Source organism: Herbiconiux sp. (assembly GCF_004297105.1).
In the GTDB taxonomy this organism is placed as follows: domain Bacteria; phylum Actinomycetota; class Actinomycetes; order Actinomycetales; family Microbacteriaceae; genus Herbiconiux.
The window spans coordinates 289,202-307,300 of record NZ_SCVE01000018.1; the positions used below are offsets into that span (position 1 = coordinate 289,202).

Below are 18,099 nucleotides of genomic sequence, written 5' to 3' on the forward strand. Positions count from 1 at the left end.
TCAGTAGACGCCGCACATACCGTCGATCGAGACCTCCTCGACCAGCGAATCGGCTTCGATCACCGACTCCACGTCTCTCGCGGCACCGGAGTCGGTGGCCTGGTCGATGGTGGTGCTGTCACGTTCACTCATGGGATTCTCCTCATGGTCGTATTCGTCTACGTCGTCGAACCGCTGTGGTGAGACGATACTAATGACACCGAGTGCCGAATGGAAGGGGGAACCGGTGACCGACTCGCAGACCGGCACCGCGCGCCTCGGCCGCCTGCCCTCCACCACGCGGTCGGAGCTCAGCCATCTGGCGCTCCAGCTCTTCATGGAGAACGGCTTCGAAGCCACCACGATCGACGACATCGCGCTCTCGGCGGGCATCGGACGGCGCACCTTCTTCCGCTACTTCCCGTCGAAGAACGATCTCCCGTGGGGCGACTTCGACGCTCTGCTCGCGCAACTGAGAATCCGCTTGCACGACCTGCCGCGGGAGCAACCGCTCGTGGAGTGCCTCCGGCTGGCCGTGATCGAGTTCAACCGGTTCCCCGCCGAGGAGATCCCCTACCACCGGCGCCGAATGGACCTGCTCCTGAACGTGCCGTCGCTGGTGGCGCACTCCACCCTCCGCTACGCGTCGTGGCGACAGGTGATCGCCGAGTTCGCCGCCGACCGCCTCGGGCTGCCGCACGACCACCTCGAACCCCAGGTGATCGCGTGGACCGCCCTCGCCGTGTCGATGTCGGCCTACGAGGAGTGGCTGAAGCACGACGACGCCGACCTCAGCGAGCTCCTCGACACGGCGTTCCGCATGCTCGGCAAGACGGTCACGGAGGCCGGTTCTCCGTCGTGAGCGACTCCGCAGCGCGAGCCGACGCCGTCGCTGCCGCCAGCGGCGCCGACATCCACGTCGGCGCCGACACCACTGTGGACGTCATCGTCGTCGGGGCCGGCGGCTCGGGCGCGCCGCTCGCGGCCCGGCTGAGCGATGATCCCGGATGCCGCGTGCTCGTGCTGGAAGCCGGGCCCGTGCCGCGCACGGCGAACGAGTTCCCTCCCGAGCTGCTCGATGCGGCGGGGCTCCGTGGAGCCGACCCCGCGCATCCGGACACGTGGGAGCACCCGGCGCTCCTCACCCCCTCGCGGCCGTATGCGCTGGCGCGCGGCCGCATCCTGGGCGGATCGACCACGATCAACGGCGCCTACTTTATGCGCGCCCGGCGCGCCGATCACGACGACTGGGTCGCGGCGGGGCTCGCGGAGTGGAGCTTCGAGGAGTGCCTGCCGTTCTGGCGGGCGCTCGAGACCGACGAGCGCTACGGCGACACCGCGTTGCACGGAGGATCCGGCCCGATGCCGGTGACGCGCACCGTGGGCGCCGACGGCGGGCGGGCACCCGAGGGCGCACCGATCGATTCGATCATCGAGGCGGCCACCGTGCCCGCCAGCCCTGGCCCGCCCGCCGCGCCCGGCTCCCCCACACGGCCAGACGCCCGCCCCGCGGCCGGCTCCCTCACACACCCGGAAACGCCCGCCGTGGCCCGCCGGACTCACGTGGATTCTCGCGGCCGGCCACAGACGATCACGACATCGTTCGCCGCGGCGTGCCGCGCGCTCGGGTTCGCGGTGGAAGCCGACAAGAACGGCGACGAGGCGGCCGGGTGGGGTCCGCTGCCGATGAACGTGAAGGGCGGCATCCGCTGGAACACGGGGCTCGCCTACCTCGTGCCGCTGCTCGGCGTGCGGCCGAACCTCGAGGTCCGCGGCGGCAGCGAGGTGCGCCGCGTGCTGTTCGAAGGAACCCGTGCGGTGGGAGTCGAGTACGTCGACACCCACGGCTCGGTCGGCGTCGCTCGCGCCGAACGGGTCGTGCTCGCGGCAGGGGCGATCGCCTCTCCCACGATCCTGTTGCGCTCGGGTGTCGGACCGGCCGCCCAGCTGCACCACCACGGCATCCGCCTTGTCGCCGACTCGCCCGTGGGCGCCTCCTTCAGCGACCACCCGCAGATCGCCCTGCGCTGGATCCCGGCCGAATCACCCGTCGGGACCGCACCGTCCGGCACGGCGCTCGAAAGCGTGCTGAATGCCGAGCTCGACGACGGCGGGGACGTCGAGCTGCTGCCGCTGATGCGGCCGCTCGACGAGCTGCTCACGGGCGAGCTCTCGGGTGATTCTGCCCTCACGATGCTCGTGGCCCTGCAGAATCCGGAGTCGCGCGGCGAACTGCGACTGTCGGAGGACGGGCCCGAGCATCCGCCCCTCCTCGACTATCGCTCGCTGGGCACGGCGGCCGACGTCGAGCGGATGCGCGCCGCCGTGCGCCTCGTCGTCGCGGTGCTCGAGTCGGCCGCATTCGAGGCGGTCTCCGACGGGCTCGCCGACCTCGATCGCGCCACGATCGACGACGACGGGCGCCTCGATGCGTGGATCCAGGCGAACCTCGGCACGGCACTCCACCTCTGCGGCACCGCGCCGATGGGCCCCGACGGCGACGAGCGCTCCGTGGTCGACCCGCACGGCCGCGTGCGCGGCGTGACGGGGCTGCACGTCGCCGACCTCTCGATCATCCCGGCGGTGCCGCGTCGCGGCCCCGCCGCGACGGCCGTACTCGTGGGCGAACGCGTCGCGGCCTTCCTCCGCGCGGGCAGCTGATCGGCCAGCACGGCCGCGACCCGAGTACCTGCCGGATTGCGAGGCACCGGAGGGGCTGACGACATCGGCCGTGCAGAATACGGCGATCATTCGGGCGAACAGCGCGACGCCAAGGCACGATGCGAGGATGAGGGCATGGAGAAGGATCACGATCTCGCCCGCACGTTCGGCGCCGAAGCCGCCGCCTACGACCGCGGCCGCCCGGGCTACCCCGCCGACGCCGTCGAGTGGATCCTCACCCGCGCCGCCACCGACGACGGCGCGCTCCCCGATGTGCTCGACCTGGGCGCCGGCACCGGCAAGTTCACCGCCCAGCTCGTCGGCCGCGCCGCATCCGTCACCGCCGTCGAACCGGATGCCCGCATGCGCGCCCGCCTCGAATCGAACCTGCCCGGTGTGGTCGCCTTGGACGGCTCGGCCGAGAGCATCCCGCTCGGCGACGACTCGGCCGATGTGGTGACCATGGCGCAGGCCTGGCATTGGGTCGACGTTCCCGCGGCGTCGGCGGAGATCGCGCGCATCCTGCGCCCCGGCGGCGTTCTCGCCCTCGTCTGGAACGTTCGTGACGCCGCCACCGCGTGGGTACGCGACCTCACCGCGGTGATGGGCTCCTCGATCGCCGAGGACTTCGACACCGTCGAGCCCCCGCTCGGCGCTCCGCTCAGCCGCGACGCCTACGCCGAATTCCGCTGGAGCAACCCGCTCGACCGCGATGAGATCGTGGCCATGGTGACGTCGCGCAGTTATGTGATCGCGATGGAGGAGGGAGCCCGAGCCATTCTGCTGCAGAACCTCGACGAGCTCCTCACCACGCACCCTGATCTCGCCGGCCGAACCGTCTTCGATCTTCCGTATGTCACCCGCGTCACCATTGCCCGGGCCTTCTGAACAACGCGCCCGCCCGGGAGGTTACGATCGAGCAATGGCTTCCGTCACGCTCCTCCGGCCGAGCCGCCACACCGTTCTCCGATCCTTCGCCGGCCACCTCGAGAAGCCGCCGGCCGAGGTCTTCCCCGCACTTCTCGATCGCCTCGCGGCGCTCGACGGCGTCGACGCCGACCACCTGGTCGCGGATCCGGCCGAGCGGTTCGCCGTGGTTCAGGGCGACTGGTGGTACCGCGGCGAGTACCGGGTGCGCGCCGCCGACGCGGGAGCGGATGCTGGCTCGGTGGTCGAGTACGAGATCGTGAACGTGGCGCCGACCTGGCACTGGGCGGGTCCCGTGGCGGGCCGGGGCGTCATCCGGTCGGCCCCGGCCGACTTCCAGGCCGTGCTCAGCGAATTGGCCCGATGACCGCCGTCGCCGACGGCATCGGCTTCCGCTCCGCCCGCGGTCCGGTGCTGATCGCCCTCATGCTCTCCACGGGCCTCGTGGCGATCGACTCCACGATCCTCGCCACCGCCGTGCCCTCGATCGTCGACGACCTCGGCGGCTTCGCGCAGTTCCCGTGGCTGTTCTCGATCTACCTGCTCGCGCAGGCCGTCGCGGTGCCGCTCTACGCCAAGCTCTCCGACATGGTGGGGCGCAAGCCGATCATCCTGATCGGCATCGGCCTGTTCCTCACCGGCTCGGTCTTGTGCGGCTTCGCCTGGAGCATGCCCGCGCTCATCGCGTTCCGCGCTCTGCAGGGCCTCGGCGCCGGGGCCGTGCAGCCCATGGCCATCACCATCGCGGGCGACATCTACACGGTCACCGAACGTGCCCGCGTGCAGGGCTACATCGCGAGCGTCTGGGCCGTCTCGTCGGTCGTCGGCCCGACACTCGGCGGGCTGTTCGCCGAATACCTCTCGTGGCGCTGGATCTTCTTCGTGAACGTGCCGCTCTGCATCCTCGCCGGTGGGATGCTGCTGCGCCGGTTCCACGAGAACGTCGCGCGCCGCCGCCACACGCTCGACTACGCGGGCGCCGCACTGCTGGCCGTGGGCGTCAGCGCCATCATCCTGGGCTTGCTCGAGGGAGGGCAGGCCTGGGCCTGGGACGCGCCGCAGAGCTTCGCCGCCTTCGCCCTCGGACTCGTGGCGCTCATCGCGTTCGTGCTCGTGGAGCGCCGGGCGGCCGAGCCCATCCTGCCGCTCTGGGTGTTCTCACGACGTCTCCTGCTCACCACCACCGGGCTCAGCCTGATGGTGGGGGCGATGCTCATCGGACTCACCTCCTACGTGCCCACCTACCTCGAGGGCTCGCTGAACGTGTCGCCCCTCGTCTCGGGGCTCGCCCTCGCGGCGCTCACGCTCGGCTGGCCGGTGTCGGCCTCGCTCTCGGGCCGCATCTACACGCGCGTGGGCTTCCGCCCCACGGTGCTCATCGGAGTCGCGTTCGCCGTGATCGGCACCGTCTCCCTCGCGCTCACGGCAGGCACCCCATCCGTGGCCACCGTCGCCATCACCTGTTTCGTGATCGGCGCGGGCTTCGGCTTCATCGCCTCGCCGGGGATCATCGCGGCGCAGTCGAGCGTGCCATGGCACGAGCGCGGAGTCGTGACCGGCACCAACCTGTTCGCGCGATCCATCGGGAGCGCGGTGGGCGTGGCCATCTTCGGCGCCATCGCGAACTCGATCCTCGCCGACGCGGCGGCCGGCGGCCCGGATGCGCCGGGTGCCGGTGCCGCTCCCACCCAGCCGGCCGGAATCGTCGCGGCCGGCGGCGCGGTGTTCCTCGCGGTCGCCGTGTGCGCCGTGTTCCTGATCGTGGCCGCGGCTCTCATGCCGCGAACCCGCGTCGAAGATGTGCAGGCGTACGCGCCCGCTGAGCACGACGGGGTGTGACCGCCCGGCGCGCGGACGCTATCGTGGCAGCATGGCCGACATCGTGAAGCCCGCGCGCCGGCGCCGGTTCTCGATCAACGCCGTGCTCGACAACCTCTTCTTCGTGGTGGCCGGTGCGGCGGCCGTCTGGCTCGCCTATCTCGTGCTCACCGAGGGATTCTCCTCGGGCTGGGCCCAGCTCTGGTTCTACCTCGTGTTCTGGGTCGTGGTGGCCTACATCGCGCTGCCCCGGCTGCACCGCATCCTCACCAACATCTACGTGCCGAACTACTTCATCGGCCGCACCCGCACGAGCGACGGACTGCTCGGCGATCCGGTGAACCTCGGCCTGGTCGGCAATGAGGAACAGCTGCACACCGCGATGACGGCAGCCGGATGGACCCGCGCCGACGATCTCACACTCCGCAGCGCCCTGCGCATCGTGGCCTCCACCGTTCTGCGCCGCAGCTACAACGAGGCGCCGGTGAGCCCGCTCATGCTCTTCGGCCGCAACCAGGATTTCGCCTACCAGCAGGAGGTGAAGGGCAACCCGGCCAAGCGCCACCACGTGCGGTTCTGGCGCTGCCCCGACGGCTGGCTGCTCCCCGGCGGGCACGCCACCGACTGGCTCGCCGCGGGCACCTACGACCGCGCCGTGGGCTTCTCGCTCTTCACTCTGCAGATCACCCACAAGATCGACGAGAACACCGACGTCGAACGCGATCACATCGTGCAGACCGTCACCGAGGCGGATGCGGCGGTCGGGGTGAACGTGCTCAAGGACTTCGCCACCGGCTACCACTCGCGCAACGGCGGCGGCGACACCATCATCACCGACGGCGACCTGCCCGTGATCGATCTGCGCCGGGTGACTCCGAGCGCTGCGGCGTTCCAGGAGTCGAGCGCCCCCGTGCCGATGCCCCACACCGACGGCGGATCTCCGAGCGACCCGCTGCCGGAGAAGGCGGTTCGGCGACCGGCTCAGATCACGTTCGGCGCGGCCGTGGTACTGATCAGGGCGTTCTCCCCCGCCATCATCATCCTGGCGATCCTGCTCGACTGGCAGGGCGTGCGCGACTCGGCGGTGTTCGACTTCGGCGATGGCATCACGCCCAATCTCGAGGCGAGGGATGCGGCCCTGTGGATCGTGATCGGCGTCACCGCGGTGTTCGGGGCAGCCGAGTTCCTCTTCGGCCTGTTCGTGTTCTTCGGCAGCAACGTCGCGCGCATCGCGGTGATGGCGTTCAGCACGATCAACATCCTGATCGCGGCCATCGAGCACGTCAACGATCATGTGGCCATCACCCTCGGCACGAACCTCGTGGGGGTGTCTCTCGACATCCTCATCCTGATCGCGCTCTCGAGCGGCCGCGCCCGCGACTACGCGCGGCGCCCACGCGAGAAGAAGGCGTCGCGCGCCGCACTGTGAGGTGCGGGTCGCGACGCCTTCTGCGTCCCCTGCAATACGGCTCAGGCCGCGATCATGCTGATGCTCATGCCCGCGATCGAGATCGCGATCACCGCCGAGATGATCGCCACGTTCGAGAGCACGCCCTCCGGCAGCCGGTGCTTCTGGGCACCGGTCGCGACCGACGCGAACGCGTCGTCGAGAGACCCGAAGCGGCCGAGCTCTTCGCCCACCTCGCCGGAAGCGAGGTAGAGACCGTTCGTGAATTCCACCATGCCGGCATACTCGCCCGACCGGTTGCCCACCCAGAGTCCCGGCTCGGGAGCGTTCCAGCTCACCGATGGTCGCGCGGCCGTGGTTCCGGTCTCGGCGCGATGCCGCCCGGTTGCACGATGTTCTGTGAGAAGTGCCACCCCTGTTCCTCCCCTGATGCGATGTTGTCTAGTTAACCTAACAAAAGAAAGATCCTCGCCATCAGGGATTGCGCCCAACCCCTGAGCGCGGTATGCGGACTCACGCACCCGGGTGTCAGAGCGGCGGGAACTGCTCGCCGAACAGAGCCTGCAGGTACGACCCCACACGGTCGAGATCGTCGTCCAGGGAGGCGTTCACGGCTCCTCGCGCGCTCGACGCCGCACGCTCGAGCGCGAACTGCGCCTCGATCGCCCGCGCGATCGAGGCGGCGGGGCGGATGCTGCGGCTGCCGCCCGGGCTCGAGGGGTCGGCCACCGGCACCAGGCCGTCGGCGGCCAGCGACTCCCAGATCCAGCACAGGTCCCACAGCGGGCTGAACGAGCGCTGCTGCAGGGTCTGCCGGATGGCCACGGTCTCGAGGTAGTACGAGGAGATGCCGGGTGCCGAACGGTACTTCCAGGCCAGGAGGAGGCGAACGAGCATCCGGAGCGCGCCGTCGTCGTCGATGCGGGAGAGGAGCACACCGCGCGCACCGGGTCGGTGCCGCACCCAGCGCCCGGCCGAGTCGGGGATGACCACGAGGTCGCTCTCGGCGCTCGGCCCCGGCACCTCGAAGGCGGGGGTGAGCCGCACTCCCCCGGTACCGGTGTCGTCGCGCTGAGAGGCAGTGACGGATGCACCGAGAAGGTCACGGGCCCGGGCTGCGCTCCGCGGCCGGGCGCCATCGAGCACCACCACGAGGTCGAGTGCACTCAGTCCGCGCACGGCCGTGTCGTGCGCCCAGGCGCCGGTCTCGATCACCCGCAGCACCGGCGCTCCGCTCCCCGCGAGCGCACGCACGACAGCGGCCTTCTCGGCCGCCACCCGCTCGCGATCTCCGGCCGTCGGACGCAGCTGCGCGTCGAACGCCCGGAACACCTCGGCGATCTCGTCGGCCACGGTCATCCCTCCCGCTCCCGAATGTACTCCGAGCCGGTGGCGCGAGCGTCAGCGGAACCAGCGCCGCGACTTGCCTTTCTCTTTCGTCTCTTTCGCCGTGGGCTGCGGCTTCGGCGCGTAGCGCGAATCGGCGAGCTCCCAGAGGTCGAATTCGCGCAAGCGCCGCATCCGCTCGCCGCGCTGACGGAGGTAGTCGTCGTCGACGACGATCTCCGTGCGGCGGGTGGCGTCGAGTCGCGCCTCGATCTCCCGGCTGATCTCGTCCCAGGCGCGGCTTCGGGCGCTCTCGATGAGGGTGGCCAGAGCCTCGGGGTCGGCCGCATCCGCCCGGAGTCCCTCCGCCACCGCCTGGTACACCCGTCGGCGCGCGGCGAGCAGCTCGGAGTCGCGAGCCTTGTAGTCGTGCTCGTGGCGAGCGGCACCCTCGTCGTCGTACTCGTCGTCGAGCCGCTCCATCACGTCGTCGGCGTGATCGATGTTGCCGTCCTGCTCGCGGGCGAGCGCGTCGAGCACCTCCCGGGCGAGAACGGCGGCCGTCTCGGGGTCGAAGTCGACATCGTCTCGGAGAGCCGCCACGATCAATCGGTTCTTGAGCGCCAGAACGGCGGAGAACCGGGCGATCGAGAGCCCATCGGCGACGGCCGCGTCGATGTCGCCCGCGGGCAGCGGCTCGATCGGTTCGCCCGTGGCGACCCATCGTGCACCTTTCCCTCGCTTGGCCATCGACCCTCCTCCGATTCCAGGATAGCTGCGGCGCACCGGGCCGGAGCTGAACAGTGGATGCCGCGAAGTTTCCCTTTGAGAAAACTTTCACGGTGTGCAATTATGGGTGCCATGACGTCGACCATCGCACCCGCCGAGGAGGCCACCGGCCTCCGCGAGCGCAAGAAGCGGGAGACCTCTCGGGCGATCGAGGTGGCGGCCGTCGAACTGGCGGCGGAGCTCGGTCTCGGCGAAGTGACGGTGGAGTCGATCAGCCAGCGCGCCGATGTCACGAGCCGCACCTTCTTCAACTACTACGCGAGCAAAGAAGACGCGGTGCTCGGCAATTCCCGCGCGTTCCCGCGGCCGTCGCTGCACGATCTGAAGCTGCGTCGAGGTGCGTCCGTTCGCACCACCGTGCTCGAGGCGGTGCGCGACCAGCTGTCCGGATTCGACTTCGGCACCCCTGCCTACCAGCACAAGAAGCGCGCCGTGCTGCTCGCGAGCCCGCAGCTTCTGGCGAAGGACTTCCAGTCGCTCGGCGACATCGAGACCGACATCGCACAGCAGACCCGGCGACTGCTCGACGAGGAAGGGCTCGTGCCCCCGGCCGAGCGCGACGCCCACGCCTGGGCGATCGTGTTCTTCATCTGGGCCGTGGTGCGGCTGGCGCTGCAGACGTGGAGCCAGTCCACCGACACCCGGCGAGCGCTGGCCGACCATGTCGACAGCGCGAGCCGCATCCTGAGCGAGGTCGGCCGCGCGCGCAGCTGACCGTCGCCCTCTCCACCCCACGCCCTCTCCACCCCACGCCCCTTCCCGATCACTCGTCACCGCCCGTCGAACCACCGTTCCGTTCACCGACATCCGTTCTTTCCGCCTCCCGACCTCGAGGATGACCATGACCACCAGCCGCACCACGAACGAGCCGGCCGTTCCGCCCTCCGCCGAGAGCACGAACGCCTCCGGCATGTCGAAGAAGCGCGTCAACCTGATCTTCGCCGCACTCATGGTGGCGATGCTGCTCTCCGCGCTCGACCAGACCATCCTCGGCACGGCGCTGCCCACCATCGTGGGCGAGCTCGACGGGGTGAACCACATGCTGTGGGTGGCCACGGCCTACATCCTGGCATCGACCATCGTGATGCCGGTGTACGGCAAGCTCGGCGACCTGATGGGGCGCAAGCCGCTCTTCGTGATCGCGTTGTCGATCTTCGTGTTCGGCTCGATCCTCGGCGGTTTCGCCAACTCGATGGAGTGGCTGATCGCGGGGCGTGCCGTGCAGGGGCTCGGTGGCGGTGGCCTCATGATCCTGTCGCAGGCCATCATCGCCGACGTCATCCCGGCGCGTGACCGCGGCAAGTACATGGGCTTCATCGGCGCCGTGTTCGGCCTCTCCTCCGTCGCCGGGCCCCTTCTCGGTGGGCTGTTCACGGATGTGCTCAGCTGGCGCTTCGCGTTCTGGATCAATGTGCCCCTCGGCATCGCCGCGATCGTGCTGGCCGTGCTGCTGATCAAGTTGCCGAAGTTCTCCGGCGACCGGCCGAAGATCGACGTGGCAGGCATGATCACGCTGGCGCTGGCCGCATCCGGTCTCGTGCTCACCGCCTCGTGGGGTGGAACGGAGTTCGACTGGAACTCGCCCACCATCATCGGCCTGATCGTGATCACCGTTCTGGCCGCCGTCGCGTTCGTGCTGATCGAGCGCAGGAGCGCCGAACCCGTGATGCCGCTCACGCTCTTCACGAACCGCAACTTCGTGCTCACCACCGCAGCCGGCCTCGCGATCGGCATCGCGATGTTCGGTGCCATCGGCTACATGCCCACCTTCCTGCAGATCGTGAACAGCGTGAACGCCACGGTGTCGGGCTTCATGCTGCTGCCGATGCTCGGCGGCCTGCTGATCACGGCGATCGGCGGCGGCTTCCTGGTCTCGAAGACCGGGCGCTACAAGTGGATGCTCATCACCGGCGCCTTGGTGGTGGCCGCCGCCCTCGTGCTGTTCTCGACCATGCGCTCCGACACGCCGCTGCCGCTCATCCTGACGTACCTCACGATCCTCGGGCTCGGCCTCGGGCTCTGCATGCAGGTGCTGGTGCTCGTGGTGCAGAACTCGGTGCCGCACTCGATGGTGGGAACCGCCACCGCCGGCAACAACTTCTTCCGCGAGATCGGCGCCTCTCTCGGGTCGGCGATCGTGGGGTCGCTCTTCGTGGCACGGCTCACCGAGCAGCTCACCGCTTCCGCGGCGTCGCTGGGAGGCGGGGCCGGCGCCCTGCCCACCGACACGAATTCGCTGACGCCCGCGGCCATCAACGCCCTGCCGCCCGAGATCCACCAGATCATCGTCGATGCGTATTCGACGGCCCTGAGCCCGGTGTACCTCTACCTGGTGCCGCTCATGCTGATCGCCGCCGTGCTGCTCTGCTTCGTGAAGGAGATCCCCCTCGCCACCACCGTGGTGCAGTCGGAGGCCTAGACCCGGCCTGTCGTCACCGCCACGCGACCCTCACACCACCGAGGGTCGCGAAGGCGGCGTCGGCGGTGACGAGCACCGCGTTCTCGATGATCGCCTGCGCTGCGAGCATGCGATCGAACGGATCGCGATGCGCCCACTCGAGCTGACCGGCCGCGAGTGAGTGCTCGATACTGATGGGCAACTCGGATGCGCCCAGTGTGTCGACATAGCGATCGAGGGTGAGCAGGAACGGGCCCGCCTCGGGGAATCGCCCCGAGCGGTGCTTGATCCCCAGCTCCCACGGCGCGACCGCCGAGACCAACAGCTCATTGGCGGGGTCGATGATGAGCCGGGTCGCCGCATCCGGGATGCGGTCGGGCTCACGCACCGCCCAGTAGAGCGTGTGCGTATCGAGCAGGAGACGCACTACAGACCCCACTCGTCGAGTTCGTCATCGCTCAACGCACCCCAGACGTGGTCAGCCACAGCAGGCCCGGGAGCGAATCCGAGTTCGCGGGGCGGCGCCGGCTCGATCGCCCGGAGCGTGGCGATAGGCCTGCCTCCACGAGCGAGGATGAAGTCGTCGCCGCGCTCCACGCGGGCCAGGATCTCAGACAATCGCGTCTTCGCATCTTGCACATTCACCATCTCGGTCATGTTGACCAACTCTAGTTGGTCAGGTATCAATCCCACCAGAAGTCCCACCAGCTGTTTTCCACCAGTCCATCCACGTACGGACCGATTCCTCCGAGTCCATGAAATTGACTGTCGTAGCGGCAGAAATGGAAGTGCTCCCGAGCAACCATCCGCGCTTCGACGAGGGTGCGCGGAGGACGTGTCACAACCATCCGCAGCGAACCGCCCCAGGCCGAATGAACGTAGGCGCCGAAACGGCGCTGCCACGATTGGAGCACGACTCGCGCGTCGGCACCGAACATTCCGGCATTGATCGCGACATTCCGGCATTGATCGCGCCCGACCAGCCGAGTTCTGCCAGACAGTCCGCGGGGTCTTTCACGCTGACCAGCGCCAGCGGGCCCGGGTGAGTGACTTCGGCGACCGTTGCCAGACGAGAGAAGTCGTTCGCCTCGTCTCCGATGGAGAGCTCCCCCGACCGATCGGAGACGATTCCGCACTCAAAGCAATAGTCGTCTTCCTGAATCGAGCAGTCGCCTCTCGGCTCGAGCCCGAACTGCTCCCGCAGCGTTGCGCACGGGCTTCGCTCGCCGCCGCGCCAGTGATGATGGGCCTCCCACGGTCTCTCCCTGTGTTCGCGGTCACCGTCGAAGTGAATCGGCCACCGGCCAGTGGTGGGAAACCTCGCCGTGTGGAGAACTACAGCGACGGCTCGCCCGTGGAGGAGCGGATGCGGCGCGGTCGGCGCCAGAGCCACTGGATGGGGGCCGAGAAGAGGAGGAGGAGCAAGGGGTAGAGACCGAGTGCCGGCCACACCGTGGCGATCACCAGCGCGGCCGTCGTGAGCACCACCGGAGTCCAGTGCGCGGCCAGCCGGGACAGGGTCGGCGTGAAACCCGCCTGGTAGAGACCGGCGCGGGTGAGCACGAACTCCTCCACCCGCAGCAGAGTCGATGTGACGCCGATCGTGCCGATGTAGATCACGTTGGCCAGCGCATCCGTGCTCGGTGCATCGACTTTCAGCACGGTCGCGAGGGGCAGGAACGCGATTCCCGCGAGCCACAGCAGGTTGACCGTGATGAGCAACCGGTTCGAACGTGCCGCGTGCAGGAAGATGCGGTGGTGCTCACGCCAGTAGGAGGAGATCACCGCGAAGCTGACGGCGGCGGCCAGGAGTGCGAGGCCGTTGTCGGCGAAGAAGTCGGCCGTCGTGCGGGCGCTCTCGCCGGTGCCGGTGCCGATGCCGGTGGTCGCATCGCGGGCGACATCGACGAGAGGGAGCACCACCAGGGTGATCGCGATCGCGATCACGGCGTCGGTGAAGAAGACGAGCCGGTCAAGACCTCGCCGGTCGTCCTCCGCCGCGACGACCGCCGTCACCTCGTCGAGGGTGTCGGGTTCGTCAGCCACGGTCGGCCGATGCGGCCCCGTCTCCCGGAGCCCAGGCACCGGGGTCGCGGCCGATGAAGGCGATGAGGCGCTCGACCACCGGAGAGGCCTCCGGGATGTCGACACGCGGGCCGTACTGGCCCGACGAGCGCATGAACTCCTCGATGGGTTTCATGCCCTCGAGCAGCTGCTCGGCGAAGTCGTCGTCGAGCGAGAGGGCGTCGAGCTGGCCGGTGCCGGCCGCGAGATCCCAGCTGTGCATGAAGACGTCGGCCGTGTAGAAGCGGTCGATGGCGTCGGCCAACGGGAGGTCGCCCGTGTGCGGGTTGGAGAACATCCGCTCGCTCGTGGCCGGGTCGTCGAGAACCGCCTGCACACCGTCGGCATGGATGCGCCAGGCGCCCACCGGGTCGTCGTCGACCGACGGTCCCGACAGCAGCACGACATCGCTGCCACCGGCCAAGAAGCCCGGGAACCAGGTGGTGAGGTGCCGCACGACGTCACGCGCGGCCCAGTCGGCGACGGGAGTGGGTGCATCCCACTCCCCCGCGGGCACGCCGCGGGTGAGCACCGCGAACCCCTCGGCGACGACTCGATGACGCTCGGCAGCACTCTCGGGAAGCATGCCGCCACCCTACCGCCCGCCCTCCTCGCGACTCGCCAGAATCCGGTACACAAATGAGGCGGAAGGCCGGATTGTGGCGAGTCGCGAGGAGGGTTGGGGTCAGTGTTGGGGGACCTCGGCGCGCGGGAAGCGCTCGAACAGCTTGTCGAAGACCACGTGACGGTCGAACTGCAGGGCGTAGGCGCGGGCCTCATCCGCCCAGACGCGCCGCTGCTCCGGCGTCGTGTGCAGCACGGCCCGGTCGATCGCCGCCGCGACCTGGTCGGGCGCGTTCACGTCGACCACGATCGCGTGGTCGCCGATCGCCTCGCCGATCCCGCCCGTGAGCGTGGTGATCACGGGTCCGCCGCCCGCCAGCATCTTCTCGGCCAGCGCGATGCCGAAGGTCTCCACGAACTCCGGTCGCGGCTTCGACGGCAGCACGAAGGCCGCGCAGCCGGCCATGAGGTAGGGCTTCTCGGCGTCGCCCACATCGTCCAGGAATCGGATGCGGTGGGCCAGCGGCGAGGCGGCCCCCAGCTCTTTGAGCGCTTCGGCTTGAGGCCCACGCCCCGCGATCACCAACGGGATCTCGGTGGTGCGCCCCACCTCGCTCCGCTCGAAGCCGGCGATGAGGTCGTCGACGCCCTTCGCATCCGTGAGCCGGGAGAGGAAGAACAGGTAGCCGTCATCGACGAGTCCTCGAGCATCCAGCTCCGCCGCCTTCGCCGCCGGGTCGAGATCGAGGTACTGCGCGGCGTCGATGGCCGGGTACGACACCACGATTCGATCGCGGCACTGGTCGGCGAACCGTGTGCCGTGCTGCGCGTCGACCTGCTCGGCCTCGCTGATGATGAGATCGCGGGTGTACTCCGACACGGCCACGCAATGGTCTTGCGACAGATACGACGACAGGATGTGCGCTGCCGCCCCGAGCCGGCCCTCCTCGACGGCCTTGCGCACCACGTTCGTGACGTCCGACCCCACCGCCTCCGCGATGGTGGTGACGTTCACGGGCAGGCCCGTGCCCCAGGCCGCGCGCACCGCATCCGCCACCGCGATGGTGTGCGGGCTGAGGTAGAGCGACAGCGCCACGGTGGGCACGCCGTCGGTGAAGAGCTCGACGAGGCGGCCGGTGATGCCGGCGAGGTAGCGGCCATCCGGAACCTTGTAGTCGCCCACGGGTGCCGGGCGCTCGACGATGATGCCGGGACTGTACGGCAGCACCGTGTCGAGCGGCTTCAAGGGCAGGCCCGCGGCTTCGAGTCGTTCGATGGGCCAGGTGACGATGCGCACCTCGTCGAAGCCTCGGGTGAGCGCGGTCTCGGCGAGGTTTCGGCCCTCGACGGAATGGCCGCAGATGACCGGATCGGCTCGGACCACGATCACGAGGCGGTTACGGATCGCATTCATGGGGTGTCTCCTGTCGTGCGGGGCTTTTCGCCGCCGACCCGGTTCTGGTCGGCGGTATCGGTGGACGTGACGGGATCGGCCGGGTCGGCCACCGTCGTGCCGGCCGGATCGGCCGTGTCGGTGACGATGGTGGGCACCGGGCTGAGGGGCGAGTCGTCGTCACCCGGCTCGGCACCTGTCTCGATGTCGAGCGTCGGCGATCCGCCCGCTTCGAGAGTGTCGGAGATGATCGTCTCGGGCCCGGCATCCTGGGCGGCTGCGGATGTGGCAGCGTCAGCGGCCTCGGCGGCGGCGCCGACCGAACCCGCTCCGGAGGCACCCGCCGGTGAGCCCGACGCATCGCCCGCAGCCCGCATCGACGGCGGAACGTCCTCCGTGCCCCAGGCGCTCGGCGAGTCTCCGAGATGCACCACGAGCTCGCCGCCGCCGTGGAACTCGTCGCCCGAGATCCAGGTGCGCTCGAGCGGCGCTCCGTTGAGGGTCACCGATTGCACGTACTGAACGGGCCCGCCCGGCACCGGTTCGACGAAGCCGCGCGCACGGATGACGAAATCTCCCCCACGAACCGCCACCGACGACTCCGAGAACGCGGGCGCATTCACCAGGAACATGTTCTGGCCCGCCACCGGGAACAGCCCGAGCGACGCCCACACGAACCACGAGCTGAGTCCACCCGAGTCGTCGTTGCCGGGGAGCCCGCCGCGCCCCGTGCCGAACTGCTGGTGCACGATGTTGTGAACCACTTCGGCGGTGCGATCGGGGCGACCGGCGTAGTGGTAGGCCCACGGGGCATCCATGTCGGGCTCGTTGTTGAGACCCTCGAAGCGGCCGAGCACGTAGCCCGCGAGCAGTTCATCCGCGCCGGGCTTGTTGCCCGGCTGCACCACGGGTTCGGCGCCGTACCCGAAGAAGGCGTCGAGCTGCTCGAGGAACCGCTCACGCCCGCCGCTCACCGCGATGCGCCCGGCCATGTCGTGCTGGATGCGGAACGAGTAGTTGTAGCGGCTGCCCTCGTAGTACGTCGAGTCCTTGAGCAATCCGGTCGACGGGTCGTAGGCGTTGATCCACCGCTCGGCCAGGGCCTCGAACTGGGCGGCGAGCGCCTTGTCGCCCACGTGCCGGGCCACCTTGGCGGTGCACCAGTAGCCGAAGGCGAGGTCGAGGGTGTGGGTGATCGGATGCGCCTCCCCGCGCAGCAGGTACTCCTCGCCGTAGGTGCGGCGCAGGTCGTCGCTCATGTGCACGAGCGCCCAGTCCCAGTCGATGCCGGGCAGGCCCAGCTGGCAGAGGTCGGCCAGGAAGGTGTGCGCGAGCGCGCTCCCCTGCCGCGAGAAGCGGTCGCCGCCGCGGGCGAGCCGGTAGCCGATGGGGAAGTTGCCCTCTTCCTCGCAGATGGTGAGCAGCGCGTTGGCGAGTTCGACGGCCTTCTCGGGCTGGGTGGCGGTGAGCAGGGGCAGCTGGGTGCGGTAGATGTCCCACATGGTGGAGATGTCGAACGCGAACGCGCCGTCGCTCGGCCAGAACGGGCTCTCCGAGTTGGCGTAGCTCGGCTTGATCAGCGAGTGGTACATCGCCGTGGCGAACACGGTCTTGCGATCGGGTGACGGGGTCTCGATCGAGACCGTCTTGATGTGCTTGCGCCAGGTCTTGCGTGTGCGCTCGCGCCGCGCGTCGAAGCGCGCCGGGCCGGGGCCGCAGTCGGCGCGCAGGTTCTTCTCGGCCTGCTCGGCACCGCGCAGCGAGAAACCGATGCGAAGTTCGACCGTCTGACCAGGCTCGCTCGGACCTGCCCACATGAGGCCGAACGGCCGCAGCGTGGTGGGCCGGATGTGGTCGAGCGCGAGTTTGGTGCCGCCGGGCATGAGTCGCCGGTCGTACCAGAGCATCTGGCGCCACTGCGGGGTGTCGCACTCGATGTGCACCGCGATCGGCGCGCCCTCGGCCACCACTTCGCCCCGCGCGACTCCCGGTTCGAGAGTCTCGAGGTGAGCACGCAGCGGCACGGTGGCGCCGTAGGGGATGGCGAGCCCGCCGAGCGAGAAGTCGATCACGATGCGGGCGTTGGAGTGACGCGGGAAGGTGTAGCGGTGAACGGCGCTCTTCGGTCCCACCGTGATCTCGGCCGTCACACCGGAGTCGAGTGTGGCGGTGTAGTAGCCGGGTTCGGCGCTCTCCTCCGTGATGTCCCACGTGCGGCCGAGCACGTCGAGGGGCTCGACCATGGGTGTCACCCGGAAGTAGTTGTAGTACTTGCGGATGGCTCCGGTTCCCGACTGCTGGAAGTGCGTGAATCCGGATGCGAGCTGCGTGTCGTGGATGGTCGACGGCACGCCCTCGAGGCTGAGGTCGTAGCGCCCGTACCCCGTCGGATATGCGCCCGAGTAGGCGCAGGCCGACACCATGCCGAGGGGATACGTCGCTCCCGGATGCGTGTTGCCGATCTGCGGCTTCGGCCACCACCACGTGGCAGCGAGCCCTGTCTGCGGCGGCAGATCGGTGACCTCGGTACCGATGAACGGATCGACGTGGTCGCTCACGAGAGCACCCGCATCCGCTCGCCCGCGGTGGTCGTGGGCCGCGCGAGGGCGCGCGCCGCAGAGCTCGTCGGGGAGTCCATCGCGGAGCTCATCGGGGTCGGCATCGTCGGAGCGTAGGTTCCGGATGCGTCCGCCGGGTGAACCAGCGGTGTCCGAACGGCGAACGGGCGCATCCGGTCGGTCTCGTGTCGTTGCATGGGGCTCCTCGGCTCGG

20 protein-coding genes are annotated in these 18,099 nt (G+C 69.3%); 8 read left to right on the plus strand and 12 right to left on the minus strand.

Annotated elements, in window-relative coordinates:
• Complete coding sequence (gene mftA / locus EPO52_RS14920; protein ID WP_290807901.1) at positions 1 to 132, minus strand: mycofactocin precursor MftA; 132 nt, start codon at positions 130 to 132, stop codon at positions 1 to 3.
• 94 nt (positions 133 to 226) lie between these two features.
• Here mftA and mftR point away from each other — a divergent pair, with 94 nt between their 5' ends.
• From mftR to EPO52_RS14950, 6 genes are all read left to right on the plus strand, one after another.
• A complete protein-coding gene (gene mftR, locus EPO52_RS14925; protein WP_290807902.1) occupies positions 227 to 841 on the plus strand; it encodes a mycofactocin system transcriptional regulator in 615 nt (204 codons plus the stop codon).
• The gene (locus tag EPO52_RS14930) at positions 838 to 2,640 is read left to right on the plus strand and encodes a GMC family oxidoreductase N-terminal domain-containing protein (protein WP_290807904.1); all 1,803 of its coding nucleotides are present in this window, start codon (positions 838 to 840) and stop codon (positions 2,638 to 2,640) included. The genes mftR and EPO52_RS14930 overlap by 4 nt, the downstream gene beginning before the upstream one ends.
• Before the next feature lie 135 nt (positions 2,641 to 2,775).
• Positions 2,776 to 3,528, plus strand: coding sequence for a class I SAM-dependent methyltransferase (locus tag EPO52_RS14935; protein WP_290807906.1), 753 nt, complete (start codon positions 2,776 to 2,778; stop codon positions 3,526 to 3,528).
• A 34-nt stretch (positions 3,529 to 3,562) separates the two neighbouring features.
• Positions 3,563 to 3,934: a hypothetical protein gene (locus EPO52_RS14940; protein ID WP_290807909.1), complete on the plus strand. Its 372-nt coding sequence runs from the start codon at positions 3,563 to 3,565 to the stop codon at positions 3,932 to 3,934.
• Positions 3,931 to 5,406 (plus strand): MDR family MFS transporter, encoded by a 1,476-nt coding sequence (locus EPO52_RS14945; RefSeq protein WP_290807911.1) that lies wholly within the window; start codon positions 3,931 to 3,933, stop codon positions 5,404 to 5,406. The genes EPO52_RS14940 and EPO52_RS14945 overlap by 4 nt, the downstream gene beginning before the upstream one ends.
• A 31-nt stretch (positions 5,407 to 5,437) precedes the next feature.
• Entirely contained in the window at positions 5,438 to 6,814 is a 1,377-nt protein-coding gene (locus EPO52_RS14950) for an LssY C-terminal domain-containing protein (RefSeq protein ID WP_290807913.1), read from the plus strand.
• A 41-nt stretch (positions 6,815 to 6,855) separates the two neighbouring features.
• On the opposite strand, the gene EPO52_RS14955 is transcribed toward EPO52_RS14950, so the two are convergent.
• The 3 genes from EPO52_RS14955 to EPO52_RS14965 all read right to left on the minus strand — a co-directional run bounded on the left by EPO52_RS14955 (position 6,856) and on the right by EPO52_RS14965 (position 8,869).
• Positions 6,856 to 7,206, minus strand: coding sequence for a hypothetical protein (locus EPO52_RS14955; RefSeq protein ID WP_290807915.1), 351 nt, complete (start codon positions 7,204 to 7,206; stop codon positions 6,856 to 6,858).
• 115 nt (positions 7,207 to 7,321) lie between these two features.
• Positions 7,322 to 8,146 carry a hypothetical protein gene (locus EPO52_RS14960; protein WP_290807917.1) on the minus strand — a complete coding sequence of 275 codons (825 nt, stop codon included), beginning with the start codon at positions 8,144 to 8,146 and terminating at the stop codon, positions 7,322 to 7,324.
• Between the two features lie 48 nt (positions 8,147 to 8,194).
• Positions 8,195 to 8,869: a hypothetical protein gene (locus EPO52_RS14965; protein WP_290807919.1), complete on the minus strand. Its 675-nt coding sequence runs from the start codon at positions 8,867 to 8,869 to the stop codon at positions 8,195 to 8,197.
• Positions 8,870 to 8,980: 111 nt separating this feature from the next.
• Between EPO52_RS14965 and EPO52_RS14970 the strand changes: the two genes are divergently transcribed.
• Both EPO52_RS14970 and EPO52_RS14975 read left to right on the plus strand, forming a co-directional pair.
• Positions 8,981 to 9,622 (plus strand): helix-turn-helix domain-containing protein, encoded by a 642-nt coding sequence (locus EPO52_RS14970; protein WP_290807921.1) that lies wholly within the window; start codon positions 8,981 to 8,983, stop codon positions 9,620 to 9,622.
• Positions 9,623 to 9,749: 127 nt separating this feature from the next.
• Positions 9,750 to 11,327, plus strand: coding sequence for an MDR family MFS transporter (locus EPO52_RS14975; protein WP_290807923.1), 1,578 nt, complete (start codon positions 9,750 to 9,752; stop codon positions 11,325 to 11,327).
• Positions 11,328 to 11,340: 13 nt separating this feature from the next.
• Here EPO52_RS14975 and EPO52_RS14980 read toward each other — a convergent pair whose 3' ends face one another.
• The 8 genes from EPO52_RS14980 to EPO52_RS15015 form a co-directional block, all read right to left on the minus strand.
• Positions 11,341 to 11,733 carry a type II toxin-antitoxin system VapC family toxin gene (locus EPO52_RS14980; protein ID WP_290807926.1) on the minus strand — a complete coding sequence of 131 codons (393 nt, stop codon included), beginning with the start codon at positions 11,731 to 11,733 and terminating at the stop codon, positions 11,341 to 11,343.
• Positions 11,733 to 11,963 (minus strand): type II toxin-antitoxin system prevent-host-death family antitoxin, encoded by a 231-nt coding sequence (locus tag EPO52_RS14985; RefSeq protein ID WP_290807929.1) that lies wholly within the window; start codon positions 11,961 to 11,963, stop codon positions 11,733 to 11,735. Before EPO52_RS14985 ends, EPO52_RS14980 begins: the two co-directional genes overlap by 1 nt.
• Positions 11,964 to 11,989: 26 nt before the next feature.
• Positions 11,990 to 12,244 (minus strand): DUF4253 domain-containing protein, encoded by a 255-nt coding sequence (locus tag EPO52_RS14990; protein WP_290807932.1) that lies wholly within the window; start codon positions 12,242 to 12,244, stop codon positions 11,990 to 11,992.
• 397 nt (positions 12,245 to 12,641) lie between these two features.
• Positions 12,642 to 13,352: a TMEM175 family protein gene (locus EPO52_RS14995; protein ID WP_290807934.1), complete on the minus strand. Its 711-nt coding sequence runs from the start codon at positions 13,350 to 13,352 to the stop codon at positions 12,642 to 12,644.
• A complete protein-coding gene (locus EPO52_RS15000) occupies positions 13,345 to 13,956 on the minus strand; it encodes a TIGR03086 family metal-binding protein (RefSeq protein WP_290807937.1) in 612 nt (203 codons plus the stop codon). The genes EPO52_RS14995 and EPO52_RS15000 overlap by 8 nt, the downstream gene beginning before the upstream one ends.
• Positions 13,957 to 14,055: 99 nt before the next feature.
• The gene (locus tag EPO52_RS15005; protein ID WP_290807939.1) at positions 14,056 to 15,348 is read right to left on the minus strand and encodes a glycosyltransferase; all 1,293 of its coding nucleotides are present in this window, start codon (positions 15,346 to 15,348) and stop codon (positions 14,056 to 14,058) included.
• Positions 15,345 to 17,885 carry a glycoside hydrolase domain-containing protein gene (locus tag EPO52_RS15010; protein WP_290807942.1) on the minus strand — a complete coding sequence of 847 codons (2,541 nt, stop codon included), beginning with the start codon at positions 17,883 to 17,885 and terminating at the stop codon, positions 15,345 to 15,347. The genes EPO52_RS15005 and EPO52_RS15010 overlap by 4 nt, the downstream gene beginning before the upstream one ends.
• Positions 17,882 to 18,082 carry a hypothetical protein gene (locus EPO52_RS15015; RefSeq protein WP_290807944.1) on the minus strand — a complete coding sequence of 67 codons (201 nt, stop codon included), beginning with the start codon at positions 18,080 to 18,082 and terminating at the stop codon, positions 17,882 to 17,884. Before EPO52_RS15015 ends, EPO52_RS15010 begins: the two co-directional genes overlap by 4 nt.
• Between the last annotated feature and the right edge of the window lie 17 nt (positions 18,083 to 18,099).

Coding starts and splice junctions, on each gene's coding strand:
- EPO52_RS14935 (WP_290807906.1), top strand. CDS start 2,776: ATGGAGAAGGATCACGATCTCGCCCGCACGTTCGGCGCCGAAGCCGCC.
- EPO52_RS14965 (WP_290807919.1), bottom strand. CDS start 8,869: ATGGCCAAGCGAGGGAAAGGTGCACGATGGGTCGCCACGGGCGAACCG.
- EPO52_RS14945 (WP_290807911.1), top strand. CDS start 3,931: ATGACCGCCGTCGCCGACGGCATCGGCTTCCGCTCCGCCCGCGGTCCG.
- EPO52_RS15005 (WP_290807939.1), bottom strand. CDS start 15,348: ATGAATGCGATCCGTAACCGCCTCGTGATCGTGGTCCGAGCCGATCCG.
- EPO52_RS14970 (WP_290807921.1), top strand. CDS start 8,981: ATGACGTCGACCATCGCACCCGCCGAGGAGGCCACCGGCCTCCGCGAG.
- EPO52_RS14975 (WP_290807923.1), top strand. CDS start 9,750: ATGACCACCAGCCGCACCACGAACGAGCCGGCCGTTCCGCCCTCCGCC.
- EPO52_RS14990 (WP_290807932.1), bottom strand. CDS start 12,244: ATGTTCGGTGCCGACGCGCGAGTCGTGCTCCAATCGTGGCAGCGCCGT.
- mftA (WP_290807901.1), bottom strand. CDS start 132: ATGAGTGAACGTGACAGCACCACCATCGACCAGGCCACCGACTCCGGT.
- EPO52_RS14985 (WP_290807929.1), bottom strand. CDS start 11,963: ATGACCGAGATGGTGAATGTGCAAGATGCGAAGACGCGATTGTCTGAG.
- EPO52_RS14950 (WP_290807913.1), top strand. CDS start 5,438: ATGGCCGACATCGTGAAGCCCGCGCGCCGGCGCCGGTTCTCGATCAAC.
- EPO52_RS14940 (WP_290807909.1), top strand. CDS start 3,563: ATGGCTTCCGTCACGCTCCTCCGGCCGAGCCGCCACACCGTTCTCCGA.
- EPO52_RS15000 (WP_290807937.1), bottom strand. CDS start 13,956: ATGCTTCCCGAGAGTGCTGCCGAGCGTCATCGAGTCGTCGCCGAGGGG.
- EPO52_RS15015 (WP_290807944.1), bottom strand. CDS start 18,082: ATGCAACGACACGAGACCGACCGGATGCGCCCGTTCGCCGTTCGGACA.